The 16,073-nt window shown below is 50.1% G+C and carries 13 protein-coding genes; 8 read left to right on the top strand and 5 right to left on the bottom strand.

Annotation, left to right across the window (positions count from 1 at the left end; all coding sequences use genetic code 11):
- Positions 1–95 precede the first annotated feature (95 nt).
- Together ACPUC7_RS21845 and ACPUC7_RS21840 are read left to right on the top strand one after the other, a co-directional pair.
- Positions 96–3,587 carry an AAA domain-containing protein gene (locus tag ACPUC7_RS21845; RefSeq protein WP_494924509.1) on the top strand — a complete coding sequence of 1,164 codons (3,492 nt, stop codon included), beginning with the start codon at positions 96–98 and terminating at the stop codon, positions 3,585–3,587.
- 219 nt (positions 3,588–3,806) lie between these two features.
- Positions 3,807–4,862: a DUF1176 domain-containing protein gene (locus tag ACPUC7_RS21840; protein WP_494924508.1), complete on the top strand. Its 1,056-nt coding sequence runs from the start codon at positions 3,807–3,809 to the stop codon at positions 4,860–4,862.
- 89 nt (positions 4,863–4,951) lie between these two features.
- Here the strand turns inward: ACPUC7_RS21840 and ACPUC7_RS21835 are convergent, their stop codons facing one another.
- Positions 4,952–5,629 carry a YecA/YgfB family protein gene (locus ACPUC7_RS21835; RefSeq protein WP_343553717.1) on the bottom strand — a complete coding sequence of 226 codons (678 nt, stop codon included), beginning with the start codon at positions 5,627–5,629 and terminating at the stop codon, positions 4,952–4,954.
- A gap of 215 nt (positions 5,630–5,844) precedes the next feature.
- Between ACPUC7_RS21835 and ACPUC7_RS21830 the strand changes: the two genes are divergently transcribed.
- The 5 genes from ACPUC7_RS21830 (at position 5,845) to ACPUC7_RS21810 (ending at position 10,409) form a co-directional block, all read left to right on the top strand.
- Positions 5,845–6,861 carry an isopenicillin N synthase family dioxygenase gene (locus ACPUC7_RS21830; RefSeq protein ID WP_494924507.1) on the top strand — a complete coding sequence of 339 codons (1,017 nt, stop codon included), beginning with the start codon at positions 5,845–5,847 and terminating at the stop codon, positions 6,859–6,861.
- A 17-nt stretch (positions 6,862–6,878) separates the two neighbouring features.
- The gene (locus tag ACPUC7_RS21825; protein WP_494924506.1) at positions 6,879–7,661 is read left to right on the top strand and encodes a MetQ/NlpA family ABC transporter substrate-binding protein; all 783 of its coding nucleotides are present in this window, start codon (positions 6,879–6,881) and stop codon (positions 7,659–7,661) included.
- A 115-nt stretch (positions 7,662–7,776) separates the two neighbouring features.
- Complete coding sequence (locus tag ACPUC7_RS21820) at positions 7,777–8,997, top strand: serine hydrolase domain-containing protein (protein ID WP_494924505.1); 1,221 nt, start codon at positions 7,777–7,779, stop codon at positions 8,995–8,997.
- A gap of 156 nt (positions 8,998–9,153) precedes the next feature.
- Positions 9,154–9,666: an RcnB family protein gene (locus ACPUC7_RS21815; RefSeq protein ID WP_494924504.1), complete on the top strand. Its 513-nt coding sequence runs from the start codon at positions 9,154–9,156 to the stop codon at positions 9,664–9,666.
- A gap of 35 nt (positions 9,667–9,701) precedes the next feature.
- Positions 9,702–10,409: a GNAT family N-acetyltransferase gene (locus ACPUC7_RS21810; RefSeq protein WP_494924503.1), complete on the top strand. Its 708-nt coding sequence runs from the start codon at positions 9,702–9,704 to the stop codon at positions 10,407–10,409.
- A gap of 34 nt (positions 10,410–10,443) precedes the next feature.
- Here ACPUC7_RS21810 and ACPUC7_RS21805 read toward each other — a convergent pair whose 3' ends face one another.
- The 3 genes from ACPUC7_RS21805 to ACPUC7_RS21795 all read right to left on the bottom strand — a co-directional run bounded on the left by ACPUC7_RS21805 (position 10,444) and on the right by ACPUC7_RS21795 (position 14,022).
- Positions 10,444–10,935, bottom strand: a complete 492-nt coding sequence (locus ACPUC7_RS21805; RefSeq protein ID WP_494924502.1) for a hypothetical protein — start codon at positions 10,933–10,935, stop codon at positions 10,444–10,446.
- 190 nt (positions 10,936–11,125) lie between these two features.
- Positions 11,126–13,417, bottom strand: coding sequence for a phosphatidylglycerol--membrane-oligosaccharide glycerophosphotransferase (gene opgB, locus ACPUC7_RS21800; protein ID WP_494924501.1), 2,292 nt, complete (start codon positions 13,415–13,417; stop codon positions 11,126–11,128).
- A gap of 215 nt (positions 13,418–13,632) precedes the next feature.
- Positions 13,633–14,022 (bottom strand): tautomerase family protein, encoded by a 390-nt coding sequence (locus tag ACPUC7_RS21795; protein ID WP_343553725.1) that lies wholly within the window; start codon positions 14,020–14,022, stop codon positions 13,633–13,635.
- Positions 14,023–14,142: 120 nt separating this feature from the next.
- On the opposite strand from ACPUC7_RS21795, the gene ACPUC7_RS21790 reads away from it, so the two are divergent.
- A complete protein-coding gene (locus ACPUC7_RS21790) occupies positions 14,143–15,066 on the top strand; it encodes a LysR family transcriptional regulator (RefSeq protein WP_494924500.1) in 924 nt (307 codons plus the stop codon).
- On the opposite strand, the gene ACPUC7_RS21785 is transcribed toward ACPUC7_RS21790, so the two are convergent.
- Entirely contained in the window at positions 15,040–16,053 is a 1,014-nt protein-coding gene (locus ACPUC7_RS21785; protein WP_494924499.1) for a glycosyltransferase family 32 protein, read from the bottom strand. The genes ACPUC7_RS21790 and ACPUC7_RS21785 overlap by 27 nt on opposite strands.
- Between the last annotated feature and the right edge of the window lie 20 nt (positions 16,054–16,073).

The following is a 16,073-nucleotide window of genomic DNA, read 5'->3' as shown; positions in this document are numbered from 1 at the left end:
AGATAATCTGTACCGGATGAAACGTTTGGCGATGCTAAGGATTTCCATGTTAGGTTAACAACCCTTAAGTTCTTTGAGTGATTTCAGGATTAACAATGGATGGTCATACCCTGTCATTTGCCAGCTACTGGCGTAATTCCCTCGCAGATGCTGAGTTTGGAAAAGGTGCTTTTACGCGGAGTGAAGGTGATGATTTCACCCTGTGGTCAGCCACAGCAATTGCTTCTGGGAAGCTTGAACAGCAATATATCGACCAGTTTTTTTCGGATGAAGCGGACAATATAGATTATGTCGATATCATCTTGCGACCGAAGGTGTTTTTACGACTTGTTGAACATACCAAAGAGCGCACAACTGGAGCGCCGGGAATCATCACTCCTTTAATCTTTGGGGCTAAACTAAGTCGTACTGGTTATATCTTTCCTTTTGATGATGCGCAAATTCCGCGTGACCTATTGGAGCCATTGCCCAAAGGAACATTCTCTATTGGTAATATTGATCAATTAGACCATTATAAAACATTAAATAAACCACTCAATATTGCAGTTGAAGAAATTGAAATCGATGATGAAGAAGAGACGTCGAGAAGAAAAGAAAAACATCAACAGCAATGGCGTGACTTCTGTACGCTTAATGATCAACTGCTAAATGCGGTTGCTGGAGAATGGCTGAATAATCCTGAACAGTATTTAATAGCACATCACGGTTACATTATAAAAAAAGAGCCTTCTAATGGAGCCAGTCGTCATATTTTAGCTCTTTATGACCATTTGATTGCCAGCAAACCTAATCTCCCACTCTTTAATCGTTTTTCTGCTCCGGTGCCAAAAGTCCTGGAAGAACTATTACCTTCAGAAGCAAAATTTGTGGACCGACTTGGTCACTCCGGTGATAAGTTTTCGCTAGCACCAGCTCAACGTGATGCACTCAGCCATATGCTTAACGGCGAGAGTGGTGACATACTGGCGATTAATGGTCCCCCCGGAACGGGCAAAACAACATTAGTTCTTTCCATTATTGCTACACTCTGGGCTCGTGCTGCACTAAATAAATCAGAGCCACCAGTAGTGCTGGCTATATCAACCAATAACCAAGCCGTCACCAATATTATTGAGGCATTTGGTAAAGATTTCTCTCCTGGACAAGGAGTGATGGCGGGGCGCTGGCTGCCGGGTATTCATAGTTTTGGTGCTTATTTCCCTGCTGCTACTCGTAGAAGTGAAGCAAACAACAAGTACCAAACCGAAGATTTTTTCGACAAGATTGAAAATCGTAGTTATCTGGAAGCCGCTGAAGCTTATTATTTAGAAAAATCCAAAGAAGCTTTCCCCCAACTTAGCCGTCATACCATAGAAAGCGTAACAGAGAAGTTGCACCAGCAATTGAAATGCAATGCCGACAATCTTGCGAGCATCAGTTCCGACTGGGAAGCACTGACTCTAGCTCGAACTCAGTGTTTGGCTATCGCTGAAGATATTCATATTTATCGAGAAAAAATTCTTTCTGCGTTGACACAACAGCAAGTGCAGTTGGCAAATATCCGTGATGCATTGACAACATGGCATGATTTTATTAGCAAGGAATCGATTTTTTATGCCTTACTTGGCTGGCTTCCGGCAATAAGAAAACAACGGCGATCACGTATTATTCAGAAAGTTAATCCTTCTTTAGACAAAATTAAACCTGCTGTTTCATGGAGCGAACCATTACAGATTGAACCCTTGTTAGAGAAAGCGGTGACAGATGTTAATGAGGCGATATCAATACATCAACTGCATTTAGAACAAATTGACAAGGTTATTTTTCAAGAACAGCAAGCGTTTGAACGATGGCAGTTTCGTGCTGAAGAATTAGGCGCGAAAAAGGGAGCGGAGCTGACATTTTCATACATAGATCAATTAGCTGATACCGCGATCAGATATCCTATTTTTCAATTGACTACCCATTATTGGGAGGGGCGTTGGTTAATTGACATGTTCAATATTACTGATATTAATAGTGAAAAAACCAAAATGGGGCGTAAAGTCGTTATTCCGCGCTGGTATCGTCGTATGAAATTGACACCTTGTATTGTCACAACTTGCTTCATGTTGCCTGATAAAATGAAAATATCAGAATTCAAAGGGCAGAAGCGTTTTGAGGATAATTATCTATACGATTTTGCAGATTTGCTGATTGTTGATGAAGCGGGGCAGGTTCTGCCAGAAGTTGCTGCGGCTTCCTTCTCGCTGGCCAAACAAGCATTAATTATCGGCGATAATGAACAAATTTCCCCCATTTGGAATATGACGCCAACTATTGATATTGGCAATATGCTTTCTTGCAAACTGCTTGATGCAAATAATCAACAAGATTTGCATGACCAATATTCAGCTATAAGTCAGATGGGCAAAAGTGCTGCAACAGGCAGCGTTATGAAAGTTGCGCAGGCCGCATCGCGTTATCATTACGATACTCAACTGGCTCGTGGTATGTACCTCTATGAACATCGGCGTTGCTATGATGAAATTATTAATTACTGCAATGATCTTTGTTATCAGGGGAAGTTGCAGCCGCATCGTGGAGCGGAAAAGAACAATCTTTTTCCAGCAATGGGATATCTGCATATTGACGGCATCGGCGTAAAAGCGAGCGGTGGTAGCCGTCATAATTTAATGGAAGCAGAAACGATCGCATCCTGGCTTGTTAAGCATCAAGCGCAAATTACTGAGAAATATGGCAAGCCGATTCATGAGATTGTCGGAATTGTGACGCCTTTTGGTGCTCAGGTTGCAGCCATAAAAAACGCCATTATTCATCACCAGTTACAAGCAGCTGATGATAGTGATAATGCGATTACTGTTGGTACAGTACACGCATTACAGGGAGCGGAAAGACCTATCATTATTTTTTCACCAGTATATTCAAAACATCAGGATGGAAGTTTTATTGATAGAGATAACACGATGTTGAATGTTGCCGTCTCTCGCGCTAAGGATAGTTTTTTAGTCTTTGGCGATATGGATTTATTTGAAGGGCTATCGCGGAGTGTGCCACGTGGGCTATTGGCGCATTATTTATTTGCTAATGAAAAAAATCGTCTTCAATTCGCCTTGCCGGAACGCAGCGATCTCAAAACCAAAGCCACTCTTGAAGTATTGCAAGGCGTTGAGCAGCATGATGCGTTTTTGCTGGCGGTATGTATCGAAGCGCAACGCAGTCTCACTATTGTGTCGCCTTGGTTGATTTGGCAAAAATTGGAACAAACTGGTTTTCTGGAAGCGATGAAAGAGGCTTGCAGTCGGGGCGTTGAGGTTAATGTCATCACGGACCAGGGATTCAATCGCGACCGTCAGACGGATACTCAATTGCAATCCATTTTTGAACAATTGATCAGCTTCGGTATTCGTCCTCATTTAGTCAATCGCGTGCACAGCAAAGTTGTAATGAGCGATGACGTACTTTTGTGTGTGGGATCCTATAACTGGTTTAGTGCAGCACGAGATGGTCATTATGCTCGGTATGACACTTCACTTCTTTACCGTGGAAAAAATTTAGTCAAAGAGATCCATACCATTCGCCATAGTCTTGAGCAGAGAATGATTTAAATAGGGATGTGAGTCGCTATACCTCTCAAAGTGGTGCCCGTGGGCGCCACTGCAAATGTTCATGTCATTGCATAAAAATATTCGATTTATCTATTTTGATATGGCAAATACATGACGTGAAATTAATAAGTCACAAAGATAGAGCGCCGCAAAAAATTCACTTCTCCCGCGCCCGAAAAATCATCACACTAGCCACCTTCTACATTATGGAGAGATGGCATGTTTACCCGATTGCTGCTGGCGATGTCGTTGTTAGCCAGCTTGAGTACGCCGCTGTGGGCAGATCAAGACGGCGTCTCCTTTAGCCACAAAGACTGGGAATTAGCCTGCGATAACACACTAACCTGCCGCGCTGCCGGTTATAGCGCCGAAGAGGGCGCAGGTGGATCGGTGTTGCTGGTGCGTGAAGGCGGGCCGAATGCGGTGACGCACGGGCGTGTGGTGCTGGCTGATACCGGCGATGATGATTCCAAACAGGTGAATAACCTCGCGTTGTGGATTGATGATCGCGCTTTGGGTGAGGTAACGAAAGCGGATAACGATGAGTGGACGCTGACCGATGAGCAAACCCAGGCGTTGATTAACGGCGTTAAAAACAGTGCCAGGGTGGAGTTTCGCGGTGGGGAAGAACCGTTCGATCTCTCTAACAATGGTGCCTTTGCCGTGCTGCTGAAGATGGACGATGCGCAAGGCCGTCTCAGCACGCCGGGTGCGTTGGTGCGCAAAGGCAGCAAACCAGAGAACAGCGTGCCAGCCGCAGTGGCGATGCCGGTGATTCAACAGGTGAAAGTGGCGAAGGCGGATTCGCGCCCGTTGACGGCCAATGAGTTAGCGTTGCTAAAACCCAAGCTGATTGCCTCGCTGACCGATGATGACAGTTGCGACAATCTGGCGCCGTCTGATGATCAACCGGAAGAGGGCGCAGAGCCGCTGACGTTGACGCCGGTGGATGACGCGCATGTGCTGATCGCCGCCTTGTGCTGGCGCGGTGCGTACAACGAAGGTTACGGCTATTGGTTGATCGACAAAGCGTTGCAGGGCAAGCCGCAGTTGGTTACTGATTCCGGTTCAGATTACAGCGAAGGCGTGATTTCTGAAGCGCAAAAAGGGCGCGGCATCGGCGATTGCTGGAGTACGGCGGCGTGGGTGTGGGATGGCAAAGATTTTGTGCAAAGCAGCGATGCCACCACCGGCATGTGTCGCGCGATTCGCGCGGGCGGCGCGTGGCAATTGCCGACGTGGGTCACGGATGTGAAACCTGCTGCGTCACCGTAGGGTGCGCATTTTTGCGCACCGGATGATATACCCAGGTCACCATAAATGGCGACCTTACAAACCGCAGTCGGCAACATTAAATGCCGGGGTTATTTACCGCAGCACTGCTTGTATTTTTTACCGCTGCCGCACGGGCAAGGATCGTTGCGGCCGGTTTTTTCACCGGCGAAGTGCGGCAGTTGTGGTTCAGGATCGGGTTGCGCCATACGCTGTTCCTGCCAGTATTCGTGCAGTTCCAACGCCGCAGGGCGAATCGCATCGATGCTGGCTTCAAACTCTTCTGGCGAGAACGCTTCACGTTTTGCCAACTGCTCTTCGCTGCCGTGCAGGGTGATTGCATCCATCATCGGTTGCAGCGATTCCGGCAGTAACGACCAATCCGCATCCAGCGCCACGCCGCGCAGATAGCCGTAGCACCAATCTTCCACCACCGTAAATTCCTGGCCTTCCATCTCTTGTGTGCCGAACAGCGGATCAAACTGATCCGGGAACTCGGCCAATCTCTCGGCGATGTCGTTGAGATGCTGGAAGGTCAGCGTCATGAAGCGATCCATTTCACGCTCGTTCGACCATTTAGGAATGTGCTTTTTGCCGCCCCACATCGCCACCAGCCACTCGCTCGGTTCGATGTCATTCGGGCCAGAGAGCAACGCCGTCAACATGCCGTCCAGCTCGGCGGTATCGACCACCGAATGCTCGTTGCCGTATTTCTCCAGCATGTCTTCCAGCCAGTTCAGCTCTTTTTCGGTTAACGGACCCTGATTCATCCGGCGTCTCCTGCTTTGCGATTGTGGGCGCTGCCCAAACATAATTGGCGGCGATTATAGCGGGAAGCGGCGGCGATTTACCGCTTTTTGCATATCGATTGCTGAACCTCTCCTAAAAATCATTCGCCATAACTTATCGCACAACAGTATTGGCTGCATTTGTTGCGCGATGGCAGCGTAAAAGCAGAATTTTTCTGCACAAGGGACGCAAAAGTATGGCGACGACTTTGCCGGTACTGGATTTAGCGCTGCTGGAATTGCCTGACGCCGAACAGGCACAAGCTCTGGCTGAACTGCGCACCACGGCACGTGACGTGGGCTTTTTTTATCTGATCAATCATGGCATCAATCCGCAGCTGTTGCAGAACGTGCAAAGTATTACGCACGCCTTCTTTGCCCTGACAGATGACGAGAAGCAGCAGGTGTCGATGATTCACTCGCCGCATTTTCGCGGCTACAACCGTGCCGGCGTGGAATATACCCGCGAACAGCGCGATCAACGCGAGCAGTTTGATATTGGCGCAGAACGAGAAGTATTGGCTTTGCAGCCGGGCGATCCCGCATGGAAGCGCATGCAAGGACCCAATCTGTGGCCGGAAGCGCTGCCACAACTGCGTCCGGTAATTCATGCGTGGCAACAAGCGATGACCGAGGTATCGCTGCGGCTGCTACGTGCGTTCGCCAAATCGCTGTCGCTGCCCGCCGACGCTTTTGATGCGCTGTACGGCACCCATCCGAATGAGCACGTCAAGTTGATCCGTTATCCCGGACGGGCAGCGGATGTCAGCCAGCAAGGGGTTGGCGCGCACAAAGATTCGGGCTTTCTGACCTTTCTTCTACAAGACGACCAACCGGGATTACAGGTGGAAGTGACGCCGAATAATTGGGTTGATGCGTTGCCGAAACCCGGCGCTTTTGTGGTGAACATCGGTGAACTGCTGGAAATCGCCACCAACGGCTATTTGCGCGCCACGGTACATCGCGTGTTCTCGCCGCCCGCCAACCGGGAACGCGTGTCGATCGCCTTTTTCCTCGGCGCACAACTTGACGCCGAAGTGCCGCTGTATCAATTGCCGCCGGAGCTGGCAGCAGAAGCGCGCGGGCCGACCAGCGATCCGAGTAATCCGTTGCTACGTGAAGTGGGCTGGAACTATCTCAAAGGGCGTTTGCGATCGCATCGCGACGTGGCGCAGCGTTATTACGCTGACATTCTCAGTAATGCTAAATCATAAGAAAAAGAGGGAAAGTGATGAAAAAGAAGGTGATAGCAGCGTTAGCAGTGATCTCAGTATTCAGTACCTATGCGTCAGCGGCAGCGTTACGCGTGGCGGCAGATGCCATTCCGCACAGTGAAATTCTCAACCACATTAAACAGACCGATAAGAAACTCGATCTCAAGGTGATTGAACTCAACGGTAACCTTAACGCCAATGAACTGCTGGCGCGCGGCGACATTGATGCCAACTACTTCCAGCATGTGCCGTATCTGCGCGATCAGGAAAAAGCGCTGGGCGAGAAATTTTCTGTGGTTGCCACCGTGCATATTGAGCCGTTGGGGATTTACTCGCACAAAGTGAAATCGTTGAAGGATCTGCCTGACGGCGCGCAGGTGGCGTTGCCCAATAACGTCACTAATCTGAGCCGTGCACTCTATCTGCTGCAAGCCAACGGCTTGATCAAACTGAAGAGCAACAGCGCCAATACCCTGGTAACCAGCGCCGATATCAGCGACAACCCGCATCATCTGAAGATCATTGAAGTAGAAGCGCCGCAGTTGCCGCGCGCGTTGGATGATGCTCAATTGGCGATCATCAACGGCAACTACGCATTGCAGGCCGGTTTGGTGCCATCAAAGGACGCGCTGGCGCTGGAGCAAGCCAAAGATAATCCGTATGCCAACGTTCTGGTAACCACGCCAAAACTGGCGCACGATCCGCGGATTTTAGAATTAGCGAAAGATCTTGAGTCAAAGCAAACTGCCGAATTTATCAACCAGCAGTATCAAGGATCGGTTATTCCGGTTAATCAATAAACCTCGGCGCCACCTGTTTTTGGCAGGTGGCGCAACCTCCCTTCTGTGTTATATTTCGCCACCTCAGCCGCCGCACTTTTTGCACAAAATAAAAAACAGTTATAAATCAAACGTTATGTTTCTTTTCACCAGGAATAAACCGCTGCGATGCCATCGTTTAGCCGGGTGCATCATTTCCCGCGCTGTGCTGCTATGCATCAGTTTGCTGCTCAGCGCCTGCGGTACGCTGTCGCAAACCTCGGCGCCGGTTAGCGATAAAGTCTATCTCTCGCATGCGACCTTCAATGAAAACGTCGATGACATCGTGCGTCATTACATGCAGCAGAAGCAGGTTTCGGGCATTAGCATCGCGATTATTCATCAACGCGGCCAACCCAAATTCTACAGTTTTGGTGTCACCGATGCGGTGCACCGTTATCCCATTACGCCCGATACCTTATTTGCGCTCGGTTCTCTCAGCAAAGGCATTACCGCTGAAGTGATTATTGAGCTGGTGGATCGTGGGGAATTGCACTGGAACGACACGCTGGCAACGTTATTGCCGTCAAATGTACCGATGAGCGCCGATGCGAAACGCATCACCTTATTGCAACTGGTAACGCACACGTCAGGCCTGCCGCGTCAGGATATGGATCTGCGGATGTTCATGAAGTTCATGGGCTATTTGCGCAGCGGCGAGAATTTCTACGGCAACCTGGATAGCGATGCGGTGCTGGATTACCTTGCGGATTTCAGCGCGCCTGCGCGACCTGCCGCGCAATACTCCAATCTCGGTTACGCCTTGCTGGGTTATATCCTCAAGCATCGTTTCCATCAGGACATCGAAACGCTGGCGCAGCGCAATATGTTCCAGCCGCTGGGCATGACCAGCAGCAGCTTCAAGCCGCAAAGCCTGCGCGGTTATCCGTGGCGTGCGCTGGGCCATGCCGGCGACCAACCGAAACTGATTCCGCGTGGGCAACTGACGCCGGATTGGTCATTTAGCAACAATATGGTGGCGGCCGCCAGCCTGTACAGCAACGCGCGCGACCTGATTCGCTATCTGGATGCGCATCTGCATGACGGCGCCGGTTCATCACTGAATGCCGCATTCGCGCAAGTGAATCACGGCTATGAGCAGCATGGTAATCAATCGCAGAATATTGCCTGGGTCACCGACACATATGACAAGCAGCAGATTACCTATCAGGTTGGCTATATTGGCGGTTACTCCAGTTTTATTGGTTTTGATAAGCAGAATGGCAATGCGATTGTGGTACTGCAAAACGCCTTTAACTGGAGTAACTACCTTGGCATTGCGTTATTGATGGATTTGGCGCAAAAAGACAACGATTAACATGGTTGCTTGCAATTTTACTTCGCCAAAAAGCCTTAAAGCTGAGGTATGCTGAGCAGCGAAATTTGACGCGCTAAGCGCGCCGGGGGAACCTTCTGCGTGCTTAACTTGTCAGTTAAATGGACAGTTAATAATTAACCAGAGTGGAAATCACCAATGCGCAGGACACACGTCACCCTTCTTTCTGCAGGAATTTTTCTGGGCGCTTTAAGCCTGACTCCAGCCGCCCTGGCTGAAGGCGAGCAAACTGATGCCGTACCAATGCCACCGCAAGTGCAACAAACCGCACCCGACGCACAAACTCAGGCACCCGCGACCAATCCACAAGCGCAAGCGCCCGCAGCCGATGCGCCAGCTAGCAATGAACCGGCTGAATCCAGCGGCGATGTTGCACCGATTCGTCCACCGCAAAGTGGCGCGGCTTCCGCACCGAACAATTACGATCTCACCACCATCATCATCGACTACAAAGAGTACAAAGTGGGCGAGGTGGTACCGGATGAATACCGTAAAAAGCAGTACACCATTGTTGAGTGGAAACCCCGTCATCTGCCAGCACCGCAGCCGGGTACACATTGGGCGTATATCAATGCTAACTACATCCTAATCACCGACGATACCGGTAAGATCGTGATGGGCAAATCGGGCGAAATCTTCTTCCGCGGATAATCTTCACCTCGCAGGCGCGCTAAAGGAACTGAATCATGTCGCAGTACGTTAATGAATATGGACAACCGGTTGGCGCGCCTTTGCCTGAGTGGCAACCTCGTGCCTGGCCGAGCTATGAAACCTTCAATGGCGTCTATTGCCGCCTTGAGCCGCTCAGCGCCGAACGTCATGGTCGCGAGTTGTATGCCGCCTATGCGCAAGCCAGCGATGGCCGCGACTGGACTTATATGTTCGCTGAGCCTTTTGCCGATGAAGCGGCATATTTGGCTTACGCCAGCAAGATGGAAAATGGCCGCGATCCGATGCATTTCGCGGTGATCGATCTCAACAGCGGTCGCGCGGTTGGCACGCTGGCGTTAATGCGCATCGACGCGACCAACGGCGCACTGGAAATCGGGCACGTGGCGTTTTCACCGCTGCTGAAACAGACCCGCATGGCCACCGAGGCGCACTATCTGCTGATGCGTTATGCCTTTGAGCAGTTAGGTTATCGTCGCTATGAGTGGAAGTGCGATAGCTGCAATCATCCTTCACGCAAGGCAGCACAACGTTTAGGCTTTCAGTTTGAAGGCACTTTCCGCCAGGCCGTCGTCTATAAAGGACGTAGCCGTGATACCTGCTGGTTTTCAATTATCGACGGTGAATGGCCGCAGGTGAAACAGGGCTTTGAACGTTGGCTGGCAGCAGAAAACTTTAGTGCGGAAGGGGCGCAGCGCGAAAAGCTGGAAGCGCTGCGTGCGTAGCGGCAGATAGCCGAGTTGAGAGTTTTAAGCTCGGCTAGCTCATAAACATAAATCGAGCCGTTGCGGTAATCATAGTACACACCATCACCATCAAAATTCCTTTGACCCACTGGCCATCATTCTTTAAGGTTGCGAGCGTTTGATCGATATTCCCAAAGCGGATATCAATCTTGTCGAACTTCTCATCCATTTGATCGAAACGCTTATCAATTTTCTCGAATCGTTGATCAATTTTCTCAAAGCGTTGGTCGACTTTATCGAAACGAATATCGATTGCACTAAATTGGTTTTTTACCTCTTTCTCAAAATGATTATTACGCTCCTCCATCGTGTCCATGCGGTTATTGGTGGCGTGTTGCATGCGCACCACGCCTTCCATCGCCTGCGATAAATCGGCTTTGGTGAGTGAATTCTCCTGCTGCATTTCTGCAAAGATCTCCACCATCACTTCAGCTTGTTTATCGGCTACGCCAGCATTTTGCAGTGCCAGATAGGCTTTATGCGTATTGATCATCGTTAAAATCATCCTTGTCTCTCCTGGTTGTCTCCTTAAGTCACGAGGAGATTACCCAGGGCGTGAATTGTTCTCTAATGGTCTGTTTAAACTTTGCGCGATGCCTCGAAAAAAATCAATCCGTACAATGAGTAACGCGATTAGCCAATAAAAAAGGCCTGCTCGCAGGCAGGCCTTAGGTTTGAAGAAAAAAGTCTTGGTTTTACGGCTGTGGAATTATTTTTATATCCACCATACCGATGCCCAATTTGCGCGGATCTTGCCCTGCGATATTGTCGAGATTCGATTCTTGTGGCTCTGGCGGCGTGATAGTTAAATTATGGCTGCCGGTGGGATTAGTGAAATGCAGCGTGGTAGTTGAGAAATCATCACCCAGATTAAGTTGCTGTTCCTCATCGCCCACGCGCACCGGGATTGCACGATGCGCATTCGGCCCGTAAGCGCGTGCGGTGATCACCACATCAAAGCGTTCCGGTAACGGATCGACGTATTCAATATTCACCGCCGGTGCCAGATTGGCATTCGACCAACGTCCCCAGCTTTCCCAACGTGAAATCCCTTTAAAGCTTTTAATCGCGTTTGGCGCACCGGGCACATTTAACAGGAAGCTATCAGCTTGGTAGCGGATGTCATTATCTTCAATGCGTATTTGCTGCTCATTAAGCTTAAATGTCGCGGCGCTGACGTCGGCTTTCGGGAATGTCGCTTTGCCTTTCCACAGCGGTTTATCAATGCGCACCACGCTGGGTTGTGCACCCATTTGCCCCATCGAAAGGCACAAGTCGTTCGATAACGCCAACTCGGGTTGCCATAAACGGCCCATTTTGAAGCAGCGATCTACCCAAACAAATTTGTCTGTGGCAGAGAAATCGGCCAGTTGATAGCGTAAGGGGGCCGAATATTCACCTTCTGGCAACGGTTCGACATGCTTGTCTGAAACACGGAACAGAATTGGCAACTTGAAGGTAGCACCAGAGAAAGTGAAGGTGTTTTTCTGCTGATCGACGGTGAAGTTATCCATCTTGCTGGGGAAATTCCACAGCTGGATGATATCGGCTTTCCATGAAGTGACGCGCTTCGCCATATCGTCAAATTCGGTTGATAGCGACGTCGATGAAAGGCCGCTGCGGCCCAGGCCAATGGCGTTATCACCGCCGAGGATATCCAACACGGTCGCGCCGTTATCCAGCGTGCTGCGTTTACTATCCAGCACTTCGGCTTGCGGCTGATCGCCACGAATCACCATAAACAGGTCATGACGCGGTTGTTTGATCAGATATTGATGTGCAGTGTTGTTCATCGCCAAATGATCGGATGTCACCACAATGATGGTGTTTTTAAACCACGGCGAAGCTTTAATCCGCTCAATCAGGCGCGCCACGTGCTCCTGCGAACAGGCCACGGCACTGAACGATTGGTTTGGTTTGCCATCGTAGCTGTAGCTTTTACGCTGGCAGCTACGTGAGATAAAGCCATCCGGATGATGGGTATCCACCGTCAATGTGAACAATGCAAAACGCTTTTGCTCACGCGACAGCTCCTCGTATTTCTCAAACACCTCATCCATCACCGTGTCGTCGTAATAGCCCCAGTTATTGCGATAGTTAGGATCGGCAACGCGGCTTTTTAGCTCTTGCGAACCGTACATATTGGCGGCGTCAAAACCGTGCGACAGCAGGAACGTGTCTTTACCGGCGAAGCGCAAATCTGCGCCTTGAATAAACCAGTTTTCATAGCCGGAATTTTTCAGGATGTCGCCAAGGCAGATATTTTGTGGATAGAAGCTGGAGAGCGAAGCCGAAGCATTGCCATCGAACGGCGCAAACAGCGGAATGCCACATTGCGAAGCCACCATGCCAGCGATGGTGTAATCGGTGCCGGGCAACTGCTCAGTTTGGCTGAAATCGATGCTGTTATCTTTTTCGCGGCTTAACTCTGGTGCCAGGCCGGGAAAGGCTTGTTGATCAAAATAGGTCCGTTCCAGACTTTCGCCGTAGATATAGACCAAATTGAGTTTCGGCTCTGCGATCACCTTGTTGGGCGTTTTGTAATAGGTCTCGAAATCAGAATCGGCAAGCTGTGAATGCGAGGCGATAAGGTCCTTCACCTGGCGAAACGCAGGCGTGGTTTGTACCGAACCGGCGGCACAGGCAATGGCAAGTAAACTCCAGCCGAGATGATGCTGCGTCTTGCGACGGCGCAGCAGCCACGAAAGCAGGCAAAACAGTGAGAACAGGCCAATGATCAAGCCGATGGCAGGCACCACATATTTGCTCACGCCTGCGCCAGTTAAGCTGTTGGTGAGGGTGTACAACACCGCATCGTTGATGCCATCGCCGGTAAAATAGTTGCTGGCAACCAGCGTGACGTTAAGCACGATAAACAGCGTGAGCAGCAGCAGGATCAGGCTAAACCAAAATGTATTTCGCCCAGCTTTAAAGGAGTAGACCGCAATCGCAGCCAAAAAGAGTACAACCGAAACTAATTCGGACAACGTCAGATCCTCATCTTGAATGAAAACGCACTCCTTGCGTCACCGACCCTCTTTGGGGGTTTTCGCGTCAATCTATCTTGGGTGTCACATTGCTGCAACACATCCAACCAGATTTGTGCGATGCATTCCGATCTGTTTAAGGCGGGTTTAAGCTGGCTGTGGTTTGGTCTGGCAGCAACGCAATCGCTACTGCCAGTGAGGGCAGAGGAGGGAAATTAAAGCTTGCCGGTTAGGTATTGCGCTTCACCGTCGGCAAAGCTCCAGTCGCCTTTACTATTTGTGATAAAACTGATCATCAAATCGTTGCCCTGTACGCCACAGTTTTCCTGAAGCTCGCGCGCTAACTCTGCCATAAACAGGCATTTCTGTTCTTCACTTCTCGGGCTGGTGTAAACGCGCACCATCACTAAATTATCGCTGCGCTCGAAACCTAAACCGGTGTCCTGAAAGACCATCTGATAGCGTTTATTTTCATGAACAATCTGATAACGATCGCGTGCCGGCACGTTAAAGGCGGTTAATACCGCGCGATGTGCCGCATCCAAAAGCGTGCGCAGCTCTGATTCAGAGCGGCCCTGAATAACATCGAATGTCAGTAACGGCATAAATAAACCCTCGTTTTTGCTTACATGAAAAGAGTAGGATGTGGCTCTATGCTGCCGCTTGCTGCAGGAAAGAAAAAGCGCGCTGTCTGAATTGATTATTTATTATTTTGAACAATCACCATGAAAGATATGAAAACCGATGCCCTTTGGGTCCATTTGCACTGGCTAACCGTGCTGGCTGAACTCGGCAGTTTTACCCGTGCAGCCGAACGTTTAGATGTCAGTAAAGCGGCAATGAGCCAGAAGATTAAAGAGCTGGAAAAAATGGCGGGCGTGGCGTTGGTGCAGCGCACTACGCGCAGCGTGCGGCTAACCTCGGCTGGAGAAAAGCTGGTGGATGAGTTGCGCGATCCGTTTGCGCGCATCGAGCAGAGTTTTTTTAGCATCCGCGATGAAGCAGGCCCGGTGCGCGGCATGGTGCGGGTGAGCGCACCGGTGGCGTTTGCGCGTCAGCAATTGGTGCCGATTATTGGCGATTTCCTGCGTGAGTATCCGCAAGTGCGCTTGCAACTGGATGTCACCGATCGGCTGGTATCACTGGGCAGCGAAGGGTTCGATTTGGCGATCCGCCACAGCGACAGTTTGCCGGAAACGCACGTTGCACTGCCGCTGTGTGAAACTCGCGCGTTGCTGGTGGCGTCGCCGACTTATCTGGCGCAAAACGGCACGCCCGATTCACCGCAGGCGTTGCCGCAGCACAATTGTCTGTATTATCCGCGTGGGTTGGAGCCGCCGCAGTGGCGCTTTCGATTGGTGGACGGCAGCAGTGAAACCGAGCAGGTGAAGATTCAGGGCAACTTTGCCACTAACAACAGCGAGTCGATTCGCGACGCGGCGTTGCAGGGCTTAGGCATTGCGATGTTGCCGGATTTCAGCGCCAGCGCGGCGCTGGCCAACGGCACGCTGCAACAGGTTTTACCGCAGTGGCAAGCGGTTGATGCCTTCGCCGATCGTTTGTGGGTGGTTCGCCCGTATGCTGCTCAAGTGCCACGGGCGGTGACCACGTTTATCCATTGGCTACGCGCGCGCTTTGTTGATGGGTGAAGCCAGCGTGATCGGCGGATGCGGTTGCATCATTTGGCCCAACAGGCTGCCGCGATTGTAGTTGCCCAATCGCAAGTTGAAGTCGAGATGCAATTGCTCATTGCCGCTAAGTTTGATCACCGGCGGCGGGTTGTGCGGACGTTGATGGAACAACACCGCGTGGGCAAAAGCCTCACTTTTCCAGCCGCTCAGGCGTTGATAATAATAGGCATTAGCCTCGCATTTGCGCAGATAAAGATTCACCCGGCGATGTTCGCGCATGGCAACCTGCTGCGCCAGTGAACCCAGTTGTTGTTCTGGCTGTTCAATCTTCTGCGTCAGCAATGAAAAATCATCGCGTTTGCTCAGCTCACTGAAGTAATTCTGTTCGCCGAGATGTTTGATCGGCGCGTAATGTTTCTGCCATTCACGAATAAACGGGTTATTCGGTGCTGCGGCAAGGAACCAGTTTTCAATCACCGGTGCCAGATAATTGACGGTGGAATTTTCGCGATAATAACCAATCACATCCATGCGGCGTTCCTGATGTGCGCGATGCACCCAGGAAAGATCTTCAAATACCAAGGTGCTGCAATCAATCGCGATACCGCCATAACGTAACAACAATTCCAAACGAATCACTTCGCTCTTTTGTTGTTCACTTAATTGTGAAGAGGTAAAGATAAAGTCAGGTAATACTTCTTTTACCGTTAAGCGGTTTAATAAGTGAATTTGATGATCAGGATTATCCCGACGCAATTTTTTAATATTAAGCGCCATCGATTTGGGCAAATATTCATTATCCCAATACATCCAGACTATTTTAGGAATCTCTGGCAGATCTTTCTCGCCAGAAAGCAACACGATATTGTCCTCTTCGCTGGGATCGTATTCCGGCGCGCAGAGCGCATTATGCTGTTTCTTTTGCAGCAGCGTCTGGCTGGTAAAGGCGAGCCTTTTCCAATTGTGCCAGAGGCTTAACGCTGGCTGGAGACGTTTTTTATTCATGATGCACCTGATTATTGTGA

The organism is Pantoea sp. CFCC18179 (assembly GCF_059412405.1).
Note: the sequence above shows the minus strand (reverse complement) of the source record. Positions and strands in the feature narration are given on the sequence as shown.